The 15426-nt window shown below is 44.2% G+C and carries 13 protein-coding genes; 9 read left to right on the top strand and 4 right to left on the bottom strand.

The genetic code is table 11. The annotated features are described in order from the left end of the window. Positions 1-65: 65 nt before the first annotated feature. Together JCM16456_RS21875 and gloA2 are read left to right on the top strand one after the other, a co-directional pair. Positions 66-998: a LysR family transcriptional regulator gene (locus JCM16456_RS21875; RefSeq protein ID WP_068718467.1), complete on the top strand. Its 933-nt coding sequence runs from the start codon at positions 66-68 to the stop codon at positions 996-998. Position 999: 1 nt separating this feature from the next. Next, positions 1000-1392, top strand: coding sequence for an SMU1112c/YaeR family gloxylase I-like metalloprotein (gloA2, locus tag JCM16456_RS21880; protein WP_068718469.1), 393 nt, complete (start codon positions 1000-1002; stop codon positions 1390-1392). Positions 1393-1452: 60 nt separating this feature from the next. Here gloA2 and JCM16456_RS21885 read toward each other — a convergent pair whose 3' ends face one another. Then, a complete protein-coding gene (locus JCM16456_RS21885; RefSeq protein WP_068718471.1) occupies positions 1453-1812 on the bottom strand; it encodes a cytochrome b562 in 360 nt (119 codons plus the stop codon). A 76-nt stretch (positions 1813-1888) separates the two neighbouring features. Next, complete coding sequence (locus JCM16456_RS21890) at positions 1889-2635, bottom strand: phosphatase (protein ID WP_068718473.1); 747 nt, start codon at positions 2633-2635, stop codon at positions 1889-1891. A 280-nt stretch (positions 2636-2915) separates the two neighbouring features. Between JCM16456_RS21890 and JCM16456_RS21895 the strand changes: the two genes are divergently transcribed. From JCM16456_RS21895 to JCM16456_RS23945, 5 genes are all read left to right on the top strand, one after another. After that, a complete protein-coding gene (locus tag JCM16456_RS21895) occupies positions 2916-5789 on the top strand; it encodes an HD domain-containing phosphohydrolase (RefSeq protein ID WP_068718475.1) in 2874 nt (957 codons plus the stop codon). 332 nt (positions 5790-6121) lie between these two features. After that, positions 6122-7624 carry a glucose-6-phosphate dehydrogenase gene (gene zwf, locus JCM16456_RS21900; RefSeq protein WP_068718477.1) on the top strand — a complete coding sequence of 501 codons (1503 nt, stop codon included), beginning with the start codon at positions 6122-6124 and terminating at the stop codon, positions 7622-7624. Further along, a complete protein-coding gene (gene pgl / locus JCM16456_RS21905) occupies positions 7621-8337 on the top strand; it encodes a 6-phosphogluconolactonase (protein WP_068718478.1) in 717 nt (238 codons plus the stop codon). The genes zwf and pgl overlap by 4 nt, the downstream gene beginning before the upstream one ends. Before the next feature lie 10 nt (positions 8338-8347). Then, positions 8348-9796, top strand: coding sequence for a decarboxylating NADP(+)-dependent phosphogluconate dehydrogenase (gene gnd / locus JCM16456_RS21910; protein ID WP_068718480.1), 1449 nt, complete (start codon positions 8348-8350; stop codon positions 9794-9796). A 118-nt stretch (positions 9797-9914) separates the two neighbouring features. Further along, positions 9915-10067, top strand: coding sequence for a hypothetical protein (locus tag JCM16456_RS23945; RefSeq protein WP_156430625.1), 153 nt, complete (start codon positions 9915-9917; stop codon positions 10065-10067). 113 nt (positions 10068-10180) lie between these two features. On the opposite strand, the gene JCM16456_RS21915 is transcribed toward JCM16456_RS23945, so the two are convergent. After that, the gene (locus tag JCM16456_RS21915; protein WP_068718482.1) at positions 10181-11920 is read right to left on the bottom strand and encodes a methyl-accepting chemotaxis protein; all 1740 of its coding nucleotides are present in this window, start codon (positions 11918-11920) and stop codon (positions 10181-10183) included. Between the two features lie 142 nt (positions 11921-12062). Further along, a complete protein-coding gene (locus JCM16456_RS23950) occupies positions 12063-12230 on the bottom strand; it encodes a hypothetical protein (RefSeq protein WP_156430581.1) in 168 nt (55 codons plus the stop codon). 685 nt (positions 12231-12915) lie between these two features. On the opposite strand from JCM16456_RS23950, the gene JCM16456_RS21920 reads away from it, so the two are divergent. Continuing rightward, positions 12916-13842: a homocysteine S-methyltransferase family protein gene (locus tag JCM16456_RS21920; RefSeq protein WP_179946810.1), complete on the top strand. Its 927-nt coding sequence runs from the start codon at positions 12916-12918 to the stop codon at positions 13840-13842. A gap of 456 nt (positions 13843-14298) precedes the next feature. Continuing rightward, positions 14299-15402 (top strand): CdaR family transcriptional regulator, encoded by a 1104-nt coding sequence (locus JCM16456_RS21925; protein ID WP_068718485.1) that lies wholly within the window; start codon positions 14299-14301, stop codon positions 15400-15402. Positions 15403-15426 lie beyond the last annotated feature (24 nt).

Here is a 15426-nt window from a genome sequence, read left to right on the forward strand (position 1 = left end):
TTTATCTGCGAAAGTCCGCTCTACTTATAATAAATAGACAAGTGTAAACCTTTACACCACACAATATGGTTCATCCAAAATTAATCGCGTTACTGCCTGACCTTGCCAGTTTTATATTGGTGGTTAATGAAGGCAGCTTTACTGGTGCTGCTCATCAATTAGGTGTCACTCCATCAGCGTTAAGTAAACTGATTACACGCCTAGAAAAAGCATTGTCGGTAAAATTATTTGAACGCTCTACTCGGCAACTGCATATCACTCAAGCGGGCCAACAGATTTACGACCAATGCTTGGTCATGGTCAATGCGGCCCAACAAGCGATTGAGTTATCTCACCATGATCATAGTGAGCCTTCAGGTGCGTTGACTGTCGCCGCACCTGAAGCCTTTCTAAATTCAGTGCTACAACCTTTCGTGCTGCCTTTTCTGCAACAATATCCGCACATTGAACTCAAGCTTCGTGCGGCAGATGGTCAGATAGACTTATTCCGCAACAACATTGATATCGCGTTTAAGCTTACCGATAAGCCGGATGAGAGCTTGGTATTAAAAGAGCTATGCAAAACCAACTTAGTTCTTTGTGCGAGCCCTGACTATTTGCAGCGTAGAGGTCACCCAGCTCACCCTATCGAGCTCAGCCAGCATGACTGCCTATACCTAGCAGAAAACGCGAAAGACCATGTGTGGGACTTTTTAAAAGATGATGAGTTTCATACGGTCGCAATTTCAGGTCGTTACGCCGTTAATCAATCACAGATGCGCCTCAATGGGGTTAAATATGGCTTAGGGATCGGGATCTTCCACGACTTTGTGGTACAAGATGCCTTAAGTGCTGGCGAAGTGGTGCAAGTGTTACCCACATGGACAATCAAAAGTAACTATCACGGGGCGGTCGCCATGCAATACCCACAAACCAAATACATGCCTGCGCGCTTAAGAGTGTTTATCGACTACGTGATAGCCAATGTGCAACCCAAATTACTCGCTAAGGATAAGTAATATGCTTAAACGTTTTCATCACGTTGCGATCATTTGCTCTGATTATCAACGTTCGAAAGAGTTTTACACACAAGTATTGGGATTAACCGTCATCAGCGAGCATTTTCGCGAAACTCGTCAATCCTATAAATTGGATTTGGCCTTACCTGACGGCAGCCAAATTGAGCTGTTTTCCTTCCCTAATCCACCAGTACGCCCTAACCATCCAGAAGCACAAGGTTTGCGTCATCTCGCTTTTGTAGTCGACAATGTGGCAGAAGAAAAGCAACGATTGGAAAGCTTAGGGATTGAAGTAGAGCCGATTCGTATTGACCCATATACAGAACGCTGTTTTACCTTTTTCCAAGACCCTGACGGCTTGCCACTTGAACTCTACCAAGAAGCGGAACGCTGAGGCTGTAAGGCCAACATCCAACGTTGGCCATTACATCTTTCATCGTATCGTGAGATTACATCAACGTGTCTTTCTGTGGTACTCACGACGTAAATCATCCACTTTTCGTAAATCGTTTTTTGCTTGTTCAAGCTGATTATTATCCAGATCGCTTTGTACCGTATCGAGCGCCTGAGTTAACTCTTGCAGCCCTTTATGGTAAGCCGCCAAATCATCACCATCATATTCATGATGTTTTGATTGCTCAACTAGCGTGGAAAGGTCCGCCACCGCAGCTTTCATACTAGCCACACTTTTGGCTTGTGCTGCATCACGAAAGGCTGACTTCATTTGCTTCATCGTGTCACCTAAATCACCATGAGCCCAGACATTTGAGGCCATCGTGATACCAATGAGAAACACGGTCATTGCTCTTATCATTAAACATTCCTTATTATTTTTTACTCACCATGACTTAAACAAAGTTCCTGATTGTCAGTCATATACCCAAGTAACCTCAAAAGTGTAGTTCAAATTCCTCAATTGGTTCATGGCCACGCAAGCGCAAAAAGTTCAAAAAATCACGAGCAGAACGAGTTATTACCTTATCTTCATCAACCCCTACACTTTCCAGTAACGGCAGTGCTGACTCAAACCCACCAATATAGGTACAGAAATGCGCGTCACTGCCGGTTGTAATGTAAGCGCCCGCTTGCTTCGCCACTTCTGCAATCGCATAACAGCGCTCTTTACTACCGACTCGGCTCTGACCTTCCAAACTGCTGTTGTTAATTTCAATGGCAACATGATGTTTGGCGGCACTCTCTATTACCGCCTCAAAGTCAAAATCAAAACGTGGATTTCCGAGATGACCCAATGCATCAATTCTTCCTTGTTCAATAGCATTAATGAGCATTTGAGTGTGTTCTGGTTTGGTACTCGGAACGAGCACTGGCTCATGCAGGCTACCGATCATCCAATCGAGGCGCAGTTCAATTTGAGGCGGAATATCAATATCTCCAGCCAGGTTCAGAATATTCGCTTCAACGCCTCGGATAAGCGCGACGCCCTCGAGAAATCGAGGCAACATCTTTTGGTTACCGAAAAACCAAGGGTGAGGCGCATCAGGCATAGACTGAGCATGATCTGTGGTACAAAACATTTCCAACCCGCGTTCGTTGGCACTGCGAGCATTTTCAATAATCGTGCTGTAAGCATGTCCACTCGCGTAGGTGTGAGTATGGGTATCGACAAGTATTTTCATTTTTTAGAATCCTTCCAGTGTATACCCAAGTAACCTCAACACACTGTTTCAGCAAATACAACTCGCCCTTTGGGAGCTCATTTGGGTATATGAATAAAGTTTAACAGTCATACCAACGAGATACCACGATACGAACGTGAACACCATCAAATGCCATTGCCGATTTGCCACGTTAAAGGCTTGCAGCGAAGCGTGGCAAGACTCACTTTTTAAGCGATTGCTATTGCAACATTACGACCTTGAACAATACTTAAATCGGCATAAAAATCAGGGACGTTTTATGAAAAAGCATCGTTATTCGCTGAGTATTCACATTAGTAGCTTATTTTTGGCACTCACGACACTCATCGGCGTTATATTGATTCTGGTTAGTTACCAGCACTCTCAACAGCTGTTACTTGGCAGTGCTAAAGCGGTCAGCCAAGAAAATAGCCAAAAGCTGCAATCCGAGTTCCAGCGTAGTACGGCGCCTATTTTCTCCGCATTAGACTTTATGGCCAACAGCTCATTTGTCCATAACGATAAGCCCATTTACGAGGAGGCGCGCTGGCTCTCATCGCTAAAAATGACCTTTGAACGAAACCCACATCTAGTAGCGCTTTATTTTGGTGCCAATAACGGCGACTTCACCATGATTCGGCCACTATTTACAGAGGATGCGCGTAAAAGATTTGAGGCACCAGAAAACGCGAGGCTATTCGTTAATCAAACCAAAACAGATGGGACAAATGACACCTACTTTCTTGACAAAGACTTTCAGGAAGTTGGATTCCACAAAACGCTGGATAATCAATATGACCCTCGTCTTCGTCCTTGGTACAAATCGGCAGAAGCAGATGGAAAAATTCGCATTACTGAACCGTACTTTTTCTTTTTTCTAAAGACATTTGGAATTACGCTATCGCGCGCCTCTAACGATGGATCCCATGTTATTGGGGCGGATTTCACTCTAGGCTCGTTATCCGACCACCTTGCAACACTCGGTACAGCAGAACACTCAAAACTCGTGATCTTTGACAGTCAATTTCGTTTACTCGCTCAACATAATACGGACTTGTCACTTTCTGATGATGCCAAAACCATTGAAGGAAAGCTTCATAACAGCGTATTTGGTTCCGTTGCTGGTCGTATCAGCAGCCAAACCCTTTATGAAACTCAGAACTATGATGATGAAGATTGGTCTGTTACGTTAACGCCAATCAACTTAAGTGAGCATGTACAAGTACGTTTGGCAGAAGCCAATTTACAGAAGGAACTGCTCAAAGACCTTATTTCCATGCGTAACGAACAGGTTTCTATTGCAATTGGGTTGCTTCTAATATCCTATGTCTTGGTATGGTTTATTTCACAACGACTCGCCCGCCCACTGGTGCATTTGGTTGAACAAACACGCAATATCACTCGGTTTGACTTCAAAAAAACCCGTTACCCCAGAACCATGATTCGTGAGCTCGGCGACTTAACCCAGTCGATTCAACTCATGGAGCACACGTTAACCGACTTATTAAAACTGCTGCGCGAAACAGCATCCAATAGCCAGTTTGATGTATTAGCAAAAACAATAGCGCGTCAAAGTTACATGATTACTAAAGCTGAAACCATTCAGCTTTATACCTTTGATCAACAGGATCTATCTTTCTCGGTAGTCACCAATCATGCCATTATTCCATTTAAAATAGATCTCAATCAATTGATTGCAGACACGCCTTGGTTCATGTCAGAACTTCGAAGTGGCAACACCATACATTTGCATCGTGAAGATAACTGGCTACGTAAATACCATAAGCAAATCTATAATTCTGATCTCTATTTTTTCCCGCTGCTTAACCGTGACCGACAATTAGTGGGTTTGCTGAACTTGGGCTATGAACGAGCAATATCCCAAAGCCAACTTGATAAACACGCTTTCTTACGTGAGCTGTTAAGTTTTGCCGAAATCGCCAAAGACAACATCGACAAAATGCAGCAACAAAAAGACATGCTCAACTCGTTTGTTGAACTCATTGCGTCCTCGATTGATACCAAATCGCCTTACACTGGCGGACATTGTCAGCGGGTGCCAGAACTAACGAAAATGCTGGCTAAAGCAGCGGTTGACGACAAGCAATATTTTGCCAATTTTGCAATGAACAACGAGCAGTGGGAAGAACTCAACCTTGCCGCTTGGCTACATGATTGCGGCAAAATCACGACCCCTGAATACGTGATAGATAAAGCCACCAAACTTGAAACCATCTATGACCGAATTCACGAAGTTCGCATGCGCTTTGAATTACTGAAGAGCGAAGCAGAAGTCGAATATTGGCAGCAAATGGCTCAGGGCGGGGATGAAAAAGCTCTGAAACAAGCCCTCACTCAGCGCCATCAACAGCTCGACGATGACTTTGCTTTCATCGCACAATGTAATGTGGGCAGTGAAGCGATGTCCGAAGAAGCGGTTAAACGTCTTAATTCGATTGCAACGCAACAATGGAAGAGAACGATTGACGACTCATTAGGTGTGTCTTGGATGGAAGCAGCGCAACATGGATATTCTGGCGAACTGCCTGTCATGGAGCCTTTACTTGCAGATAAGCCTCATCACAAAGTACCGTGGGCGAAAGACGAACATCGCTATCAACATGGTGACCAGTTTACCCTTACGCCAAATGAATATCGTTTTAATCGAGGCGAGCTTTATAACCTCAGTGTGCGCTACGGCACCCTAACAGAAGAAGAACGTTTCATCATCAATGACCATATTGTGCAAACCATCTTGATGTTAAATAAGCTTCCTTATCCAAAACACCTGCAACAGGTTCCAGAAATCGCAGGAAACCACCATGAAAGGCTTGATGGTACTGGATACCCAAGAGGTTTAAATGAACAGCAACTGAGTTTGCCAGCTAAAATGATGGCCATTGCTGATGTATTTGAAGCGCTCACATCAGCCGATCGCCCATACAAAAAAGCCAAGAAGCTCAGCGAAGCAATCAACATCATGACCAAGATGGCCACCAGCGGCCATCTAGACCCTAAACTCTATTTGCTGTTTTTAGAACAAGATGTCTATCTCGAGTATGCATCGAGGTTTTTGCGCCCAGAGCAGTGTAATAACGTCGAAAAATCTGACCATGTCCGTCAAATAAAAAGCTATCTTAACACGCCATTCTAGCCGCACCTCTAGCGCAACGCCCTAAAATAGGGCGTTGCCAGCCACCACTACCGCAAGAAATATTGATCAAATAACAAGAAATGCTGTAATAAAGCACCATAAGTGAGCATCAATAGTTGATGTATGTCAAAGAGTCGTAGACAATAGGACCTTAGCTCTGTTTCAGAGATCCGCGTGAAACAAATGAAACGAGCCATACCTCTGACGTAAGGGTATAACGGTTCTATCTATTAGTTTTATCGATTACAGTAATAGACGTAGCCTACTTTTTATTTGTGTATTGCGCTGCTAGGGTGTGCGCATACAAAATACCTCGTTTTAAGGGAAAGATGATGGTAATACCTGAAAACAGTAGCATCGTAATTTTCGGTGCTTCGGGAGATTTAACTTACCGTAAGTTAATTCCCGCTTTGTATCATTTGTACGCTAACGATCAACTGCCAAAATCATTCGCCATTCTTGGTGTAAGCCGTACTGAGTACAGCGATGAGTCCTACCGTGATAAGTTGAAAAAATCACTACAGGAATTGGAAAAAACCGAACCAGCTATCTTAGACGCATTCTGCGAACACCTTCACTATCAACCCGTTAATACTTCCGATGTTGATGACTATGCAAAGCTGAGTTCCCGTCTAGACCAACTGGCAACAGATTATCAATTTGAACAGCGTAACACTCTGTTCTACCTCGCTACTCCTCCAAGCCTTTATGGCGTCGTTCCTGGTTGTCTTGCCGCTCACGGCCTTAATGATGAAACCCACGGCTGGAAACGCATCATTATTGAAAAACCATTTGGTTACGACCTTGAGTCCGCTCAAGCGCTGGATATTGAAATTCACCGCCACTTCCAAGAACATCAAATTTATCGTATTGACCACTACCTCGGCAAAGAAACCGTGCAAAATATGCTGGTTTTCCGCTTCGCCAACGGTATGTTCGAACCACTATGGAACCGCAACTTCGTTGACTACGTGGAAATTACTGGGGCTGAGTTCCTAGGCGTAGAAGAACGGGGGGGCTACTACGATGGTTCGGGCGCAGTACGTGATATGTTCCAAAACCACTTACTGCAAGTGCTTGCCATGATGACCATGGAACCACCAGCGGCAATTAATGCGAACTCTATTCGTAACGAAGTGAATAAAGTGCTGCAGAGCCTGCAACCATTAAGTGAAGACGACTTGCGTAACAACTTAGTGCTGGGTCAATACACCGAATCTGAAGTTCGTGGCAAATTCCTTAAAGGTTACCGTGATGAACACGGAGTTGCTGATGATTCACGCACTGAGACGTACATGGCGTTGAAAATGTTCATCAACAACTGGCGTTGGAATGGCGTACCTTTTTACGTGCGCTCAGGCAAACGATTACCAACTCGCGTAACGGAAGTGGTGATTCACTTCAAACCTACGCCACACCCTGTGTTCGCACAAACCGCTCCAGAAAACAAATTGATCCTACGAATCCAGCCGGATGAAGGTATCTTGATGAGCTTTGGTTTAAAAGAGCCAGGCGCAGGTTTCAACGCTAAAGAAGTATCAATGGATTTCCATTACGCCTCTTTAGAAGAAACCCAAATGCTGACCGCTTACGAACGTCTACTGCTAGACGCTCTAAATGGTGACGCAACCCTATTTGCTCGTACCGATGCGGTAGAAGCATGCTGGAAATTCGTGCAACCAATTCTCGACTTTAAACAGGACCCACAAGCGCTATATGGATATGCTTGTGGTACTTGGGGCCCGAAAGAGTCTGACGAGTTACTCAAACGTGATGGTCGAGATTGGCGTTACCCATGTAAAAATTTAACTAATACGGATTATTGCGAATTATGATTAAGCCTAGAATCTTCCCTTCAGCAACCGACGTTGTTGAAAGCATTGCTAATGACATGAAAGCCTACAGTGAAAAAGGTCAGCCGGTTCATATCTCACTGTCTGGTGGTAGCACACCTAAAATGTTATTCAAACTATTGGCGACAGATGCTTACGCAACATCCATTCAATGGAACAACCTCCACTTCTGGTGGGGTGATGAGCGTTGTGTAGCACCTGACGATGCTGAAAGTAACTTTGGTGAAGCCAATACACTCTTGTTCAGCAAAATCGACATTCCTGCGGCGAACATTCACCGTATTCTAGGTGAAAACGAGCCTGAACAAGAAGCAGAACGTTTTGCTAAAGAAATGGCAGACGTGATCCCATGTGTTAATGGCACGCCTGTTTTCGATTGGATTCTACTTGGCGTTGGCCCTGACGGCCACACTGCTTCTCTTTTCCCTGGTAAAACCGATTACACCGATGAGCGTTTAGCTATCGTGGCATCTCACCCTGAGTCAGGCCAACTACGTGTATCAAAAACCGCGAAAGTACTAGAAGCAGCCAAACGTATTAGTTACCTTGTGCTTGGCGCAGGTAAACAAGACATCGTTTATGAAATTCACACTACTCCTGCTGAGCAGCTTCCTTACCCAGCAGCAAAAGTTCAGTCAAAAACTGGCGATACAGAGTGGTATTTAGATATTGACGCAGCAGCAAAAATTGCGTGAGGAGAAAAAAATGAAAGGTGATATCGGCGTAATTGGCCTAGCAGTAATGGGTCAGAACCTGATCCTAAACATGAACGACCACGGCTTTAAAGTGGTAGCGCATAACCGTACCGCTGCGAAAGTGGATGAGTTCCTAGAAGGCCCAGCAAAAGGCACTAACATCATTGGTGCTCACACTCTGGAAGAGCTTGTAGAGAAACTAGAAAAACCTCGCAAAGTAATGCTAATGGTTCGTGCTGGTGCTGTTGTAGATACTTTCATCGACAACCTAGTTCCTCTATTAGACAAAGGCGACATCATCATTGATGGTGGTAACACTAACTACCCAGATACTAACCGTCGTGTTGCTGCACTTCGTGAAAAAGGCATCCACTTCATCGGTACGGGCGTTTCTGGCGGTGAAGAAGGCGCTCGTTTCGGACCTTCAATCATGCCTGGTGGCGCACCTGAAGCTTGGGAAGCAGTTAAACCTATCTTCCAAGGCATCTCTGCGAAAACTGACGCTGGCGAGCCTTGTTGTGACTGGGTTGGTAACGACGGTGCTGGTCACTTTGTGAAAATGGTACACAACGGTATCGAATACGGTGACATGCAGCTTATCACTGAAGCTTACCAATTCATGAAAGATGGTCTTGGTTTGAGCGGTGACGAAATGCAAGCTGTGTTTGCTGACTGGAACAAAACTGAGCTAGACAGCTACCTAGTGGAAATCACTGCGGACATCCTTGGTTACAAAGATGAAGCAGGTCAACCACTTGTTGACAGCATCCTAGATACAGCTGGTCAAAAAGGTACTGGTAAATGGACTGGTATCAACGCGCTAGACATGGGTATTCCTCTAACGCTGATCTCTGAATCTGTATTCTCTCGTTGCCTATCTGCACTGAAAGACCAACGTGTTGCTGCTGAAGAACTATTCGGCAAAAAAGACACTAAAGTTTCTGGTGATAAACAAGAGTGGGTTGATGCACTACGCCAAGCGCTACTTGCATCAAAAATCATCTCTTACGCACAAGGCTTTATGCTAATGCGTGAAGCATCAAACGAAAACAACTGGGATCTAAACTACGGTAACGTAGCCCTAATGTGGCGTGGTGGTTGTATCATCCGCTCTGCATTCCTAGGTAACATTCGTGATGCATTCGCTAACAACCCTGATCTTGCGTTCCTAGGTTCTGATGCTTACTTCAAAGGCATCCTAGACAACTGCCAAGCAGCATGGCGTAAAGTGGCAGCGAAATCGCTAGAAGTAGGTATTCCAATGCCTTGTACTACTTCTGCATTGAGCTTCCTAGACGGTTACACAACTGCTCGCCTTCCAGCAAACTTGCTACAAGCTCAACGTGACTACTTCGGCGCGCACACTTATGAGCGTCTAGACCGTCCACGTGGTGAGTTCTTCCACACTAACTGGACTGGTACTGGCGGCGACACAGCGTCTACTACTTACGACGTATAATCTTAGTGTAAAGGTTTCCACCCCGACACTACGCCTCAAAAATACGCCAAAAGGAGGATGTTAACCTAGTTAACATCCTCTATTTTTTACACGGTATCGTAACGAGGAGATGTCCACGATGTTTAACCATTACTATGCTCTGACCGCAGAAACCGCTGCCTTAAAACAGATTGATCAAGAGCAAGAAAAGGACACGCCAAACGAAACGGAAATTCTTCGCCAATTATGGGTGAAGCAGGCGCAGGAAGATGGTGGTTTGAAAAAAAACTAACCAAGTCTTTTTCAGGGATAAAAAAGAGCACAACTGCATGTGCTCTTTTTCGTTTCTGTATTCAGTGTGATAGTCAATTCACTTACATCACCGAAATGGCCATTATTCGATGATTATTGGACTCTAAATCGCCCTACCACTTCAGACAAGTCGCTCGATGTTGTGCCTAAATCGGTACTGATCGCATCGGTTCTTGAGGCGTTTTGGTTCAGGCCTTCAATCAACTGTTGAATCTGCGCCATGTTACGGCTGATTTCTGAGGTCACGTGGCTTTGCTCTTCCGCAGAAGTTGCCATTAACGTATTCAAATCGTTAATCTCCACCACCGATGACGTCATCGTATTGAGTGACTCCATCACCTTATTTGTGTTATCGGCTGTCGCTTCACAGCTGCGACGAGTCGATTCCATCTTAGTCACCACATTATCTGTAGTTTGGCGAAGCTTAGTCAGCATCTCATTAATTTTGCCGGTGCTCTGCTGGGTACGACTCGCAAGAGCGCGTACTTCATCAGCCACCACCGCAAAACCGCGACCTTGTTCACCAGCTCGGGCCGCTTCAATCGCCGCGTTAAGAGCCAATAGGTTAGTTTGTTCAGCGATTTCACCTATCACTTGCAGCACACCTTCGATTTGACGTGTATCTTCGCTCATGGCTGCGATTGTACCCGCCATATCGGTAACGTCGGTTTCCAATGCATTGACACTGCCAACCGCGTGATTAATTACCACTTTCGATTCACTCGCATAACTGCTTGCCGTTTCCGTTAATTTAGCCGCATCGGTTGCACTTTGAGCAATAGACCCCGCCGTAGCATTCATCTCTTCAATCGCGGTAATAACCTGTTCCGTTTCTACGGTATGAGCATTTAACGCTGTTACGTTTGAACGAGACTGCTCTCCCAACAATGCAATTGCTGAATCAATTTGCGATGAAGATTGAGACACTTCAATGAACATCCCTTGCAGTTGTTCAATAAAGCGGTTAATTGACGCACTAATTTGTCCAATTTCATCTTGTGAGGCAACATCAAGACGCTGAGTTAAGTCACCGTCACCTTGTGACAAATCGGCCACCAAGGCTTTCAAGCGCATTAAAGGTTTAAACGCTAAGTTAAGAGAGACAATGCTTAGTGAGATAACCACTGCAGCACAAATCAGCAGTGCTAGTGTGATCTTCCAGTTCAAACGGTCGGTGTTCGCCTGAATGCGATCTTTATCGATGTAGCCATTAAGCTGCCATTGATTCTCCGCCACACTGATGGTTTTGCTGATTTTAGTAAGGTTGTCACCTTTTTTATTCGAGTAAATCGTTGTGCCATTGCCTGAAATTAACTCAAGGTAACTTCCCTCTAGCGCATACTGCTGGAGTACGTTTTGCAGGCTGGTTAAATCAATGACAAAAAAGTCGACGGAATCGTCTGGACGACGTTGAGAGATGGTAATGGTAGGACGCTCACCCTCTAGTGTCACAGAACTAATTGCGGGCTTCTCTGTTTGCTTTTCTGCACTTGAGACATAAGCTTCTGCTTTGTCATCGTCCATATTACCGCTTTCATCGAACGCATATCCATTGACGACTTTAACAATGCGATAAAAACCGGTGCTAGTTTTAGTATCAGCAATATCCATCATGCTGAAGTTGAGGCTTTTAGCGAGGTTAATTTTGGTTTTTAGCTCGCTCTCTAGTTTTTGATCAACTAATTCGATGTTGTGTTCAATATTTTTTGTATCGGTTTGCGCGATATAGTTACTAATAAAATAGTTAACGCTCATATACGCCACCAAAATGGTCGCAGTAATAATCGCGATAATTACTAGTATTATCTTATTTTTAAACGAAAAGCTTCGCATGACACCTTATATCCTTAAAAGTGAATTGACTGTTTTGTCCACTAAATGCAGTGCTTCTAATGACTATACCCAAGTAACCTCAAGATGCGGTTTCAGCGAGAATGTATTCGCTCATAGGCAAGGCACTGATTTGAATACATAGTTATTCTACGTAGAAAATCAGTAACGCAGCATAGGAGCGAATACAACTCGCCCCTTGGGAGCTCATCAACAAGCCCATTTCCGCGCCCAATGACGTTGAAAGGGAATAACCATTCCTTCCGTCATTGAGCTTGACCTGTGCTCGTTGATGAAGCTCTGAAGTCTGCATCTTGAGGTCATTTGGGTATAATAAACGGCATATTATTTTTGGTCTTGTTTTTCCAACGGCCGCAACTGTCTGTTCATCCTTGGCGGACAAAACACTTCGCTAAACTCGTCAAAACATTCACTTAAAAGAATTGATCTTAAGAGACATGCATTTTCCGTGTTCACTTGGCATTTCCCTGCGCAATATCTGAACATCAAATTACAATGTTGGGGGAGTTACTTGGTATATATCCTATTAAAGCTTGCGGCTTGTTGCAATTACTAAAGTTTAATATTCTACCTATTTTGGGTGATTCACTCGCCAAGGATAAGAAAAAACAGACAATTTGAATTTAAGCAGCAGATTATGCTGCAAATTTTATGCACCCAATTGCAATGTAATAGTTTCTTATCTTTAAGAATCGCAAAATGGTATTTATTCAAATATTATCACTTCCATGCATCAGAAATAAATGCAAAGGGTCTCGTGTCCAAAGCGCATTGACGACAAATAACGATTAAAAAACAAACATCAAATGCAACTAATTTGTTATGCAGCAGACAAGTTTGCACAGGATTTATCCGAAAAACTCGCTTTTTATGGCAAGCTATTAATTCTTTATTGCAACCAGACGTATTTCAATTTAGGTTATTGGACGTCTAAACGTCTCTGCGTTTAAACATCTGTTTTTATAAGAGGGTCTACCATGTTGAATCAAGCTGTTAACATTCTCGATGGCGGTATGAGCCGTGAATTAGAAAAGCGCGGCGCTCCATTTCGTCAACCAGAATGGTCAGCGCTCGCATTAATTGAAACGCCAGAGATTGTACGCGACGTGCACCAAGCTTTTATCCGTAATGGTGCTCAAGTGGTCACAACCAACAGCTATGCTTTAGTCCCTTTCCATATCGGTGAAGAGCGTTTTAACCAAGAAGCGCAATTATTAGCATACCGTGCCGGCGACATGGCTCGCCAAGCGGTACAACTCACCGGAGACAATGCACAAGTCGCAGGTTCACTGCCTCCGTTATTTGGTTCTTATCGCGCAGATTTATTCGAAGCTGAGCACGTTGAAGAGATTGCAACACCACTTATCCAAGGTCTAGCGCCCCATGTGGATTTCTGGCTTAACGAAACCCAAAGCCTGATTGCCGAACCGAAAGCGATCAAAGCATTGCTCACTAAACTGGGTCACGATGATAAACCTCTGTGGGTCTCTTTTACTTTAGAAGATGATCAAGTCACAGATGTACCACGTCTACGCTCCGGTGAAACCGTGGCAGAAGCTGCCGCTGAAATGGCAAAAATCGGCGTGGAAGCCATGCTATTTAACTGCTGCCAACCAGAAGTAATAGAAAGTGCAATTGCAGCAGCACAACACGTATTTACAGAAGCAGGCGTGCCAAACATCAAGCTTGGCGCTTATGCCAACGCCTTTGCCCCACAACGTAAAGATGCGGCAGCCAATGAAGACTTAGATGAAGTGCGCGCCGATCTAACGCCACCCGCTTACGTCGTATGGGCCGAGAAATGGGTACATGCTGGAGCCTCGTTGATTGGTGGTTGCTGCGGGATTGGCACGGATCATATCGCCGAGTTAAGCCGTCACTTTACGCCATCAAACATTAAGTAATCACAACCTCTTAACTTACTGCTCCTAAATGTAAGTCATTTAGGCAAATGCAGAACGCAAATTCGCATAACCCCATCCTTGGGGTTACGCTTTGCATCCCTAGCCCTCAATGTTTGAGGGCTTTTTGTTGTCAGCCCCAATCCAGTACTGACGGCTACTAACGGGACACACACCCTATTTAACTCTATACCCCCACTCCAGAAAAAGAATAATATTTAATTTAAATCAATACGTTAAGATTAATTACCACGCACTTTTCAGGTTGAGATAGCGATCTCATACGCTGTGATTAAATATCTATACTATGAAAAGCTATTCACTCTGTAGCCAACAATGATGCGTTGATTTGGTTCTCAATTCCTAAGCCAATTTCATGTTATTTACGCTGCCTAGACAGTGCCCTACAACAAGGCTACAGACTTTTTAAACGATAAATTCAAATAACGAAGTGTGAATATGCAATTACGAGAGCAGTTAGCTGAACGTATCGTGGAACGTGCACAAAAGATCATAAAATATCCACTCAATGTGATGGACGAAACCGGAATCATCATCGCTTCGACAAATCCAGCACGCAAATATCAAAAACACGGTGGAGCCGTCTTAGCCTTAACTGAATTAAAACCGATTGAAATTTCTGACACCATGTTGCCAGAATTTCCTAACGTTCAACCTGGGGTTAATTTGCCTATTATTTTCAATAATGAAGCGATTGGCGTGATTGGCATTTCAGGTCCATTAAAAGAAGTTCGCCCTTTTGGCGAGCTGGTTAAAATGTCGGCAGAGATGATCGTGGAATACACATCAATGGTCGAAATGACGCGCTGGAGTGAGCGCAAACGTGAAGAATTTTTACTCGAATGTATTGACCCTCATTCTTCACAAGATCATCTTGTCGATATGTCTGCACAGCTGAAAGTGGATATTTTTCAGCGTCATGCGATGGGAATTATTGAGGTAACCGATGCAGAGCACCAAAAAGAGGTTGACCGCGTACTGGGCACTTGGTCACGCCAACGCCTGAAAGCGGAAAACTCCTATAAAACCACGATCGTATTATTCAACGCCAGTGACATTGATACAGAACATCCCAGCCGCACTGTCAATGATTGGCAAAGCTTGCAAGCTCATTTGAAGCAAGAGCTGCATGTGCCATTTCATTGCGCACTCGGGCATGTCTATGAACAACCCAATCAGATCCCATTTGCTTACCAAAGTGCCTTAGCGGTATTGAAATCGGGTATGCGTTTAGCTCCAAACTGTCGGTTCTACTGTTATCAAGATTATGAGATTCCATCACTGTTTGAAGGCAACTTACAAGCCTGGCAAAAAGACAAGTTAACAACCCAACATTCACAATTGGAGTTAGCCGATCCAACCTTAATCCACACATTGAGAACCTGGTTTGATAACGATTGTGACGTAAAGCAAACCTCGGAAATGTTATACATCCACCCCAATACCCTGCGCTATCGCTTAAAACGGGTAGAGGAAATCTGCAATATCAACTTGCATCATTATAAAGATGTCTGTCGGCTCTACTTTAGTTTGATTTTATAACGAGCAGTGCCTGAACAAACTCAA

The organism is Vibrio tritonius (assembly GCF_001547935.1).
Lineage (GTDB): Bacteria > Pseudomonadota > Gammaproteobacteria > Enterobacterales > Vibrionaceae > Vibrio > Vibrio tritonius.

What these genes read in the sequence shown, in the direction of transcription:
- JCM16456_RS21875 (WP_068718467.1), top strand. Translation starts at nt 66, where the DNA reads ATGGTTCATCCAAAATTAATCGCGTTACTGCCTGACCTTGCCAGTTTT.
- gloA2 (WP_068718469.1), top strand. Translation starts at nt 1,000, where the DNA reads ATGCTTAAACGTTTTCATCACGTTGCGATCATTTGCTCTGATTATCAA.
- JCM16456_RS21885 (WP_068718471.1), bottom strand. Translation starts at nt 1,812, where the DNA reads ATGATAAGAGCAATGACCGTGTTTCTCATTGGTATCACGATGGCCTCA.
- JCM16456_RS21890 (WP_068718473.1), bottom strand. Translation starts at nt 2,635, where the DNA reads ATGAAAATACTTGTCGATACCCATACTCACACCTACGCGAGTGGACAT.
- JCM16456_RS21895 (WP_068718475.1), top strand. Translation starts at nt 2,916, where the DNA reads ATGAAAAAGCATCGTTATTCGCTGAGTATTCACATTAGTAGCTTATTT.
- zwf (WP_068718477.1), top strand. Translation starts at nt 6,122, where the DNA reads ATGGTAATACCTGAAAACAGTAGCATCGTAATTTTCGGTGCTTCGGGA.
- pgl (WP_068718478.1), top strand. Translation starts at nt 7,621, where the DNA reads ATGATTAAGCCTAGAATCTTCCCTTCAGCAACCGACGTTGTTGAAAGC.
- gnd (WP_068718480.1), top strand. Translation starts at nt 8,348, where the DNA reads ATGAAAGGTGATATCGGCGTAATTGGCCTAGCAGTAATGGGTCAGAAC.
- JCM16456_RS23945 (WP_156430625.1), top strand. Translation starts at nt 9,915, where the DNA reads ATGTTTAACCATTACTATGCTCTGACCGCAGAAACCGCTGCCTTAAAA.
- JCM16456_RS21915 (WP_068718482.1), bottom strand. Translation starts at nt 11,920, where the DNA reads ATGCGAAGCTTTTCGTTTAAAAATAAGATAATACTAGTAATTATCGCG.
- JCM16456_RS23950 (WP_156430581.1), bottom strand. Translation starts at nt 12,230, where the DNA reads ATGCAGACTTCAGAGCTTCATCAACGAGCACAGGTCAAGCTCAATGAC.
- JCM16456_RS21920 (WP_179946810.1), top strand. Translation starts at nt 12,916, where the DNA reads ATGTTGAATCAAGCTGTTAACATTCTCGATGGCGGTATGAGCCGTGAA.
- JCM16456_RS21925 (WP_068718485.1), top strand. Translation starts at nt 14,299, where the DNA reads ATGCAATTACGAGAGCAGTTAGCTGAACGTATCGTGGAACGTGCACAA.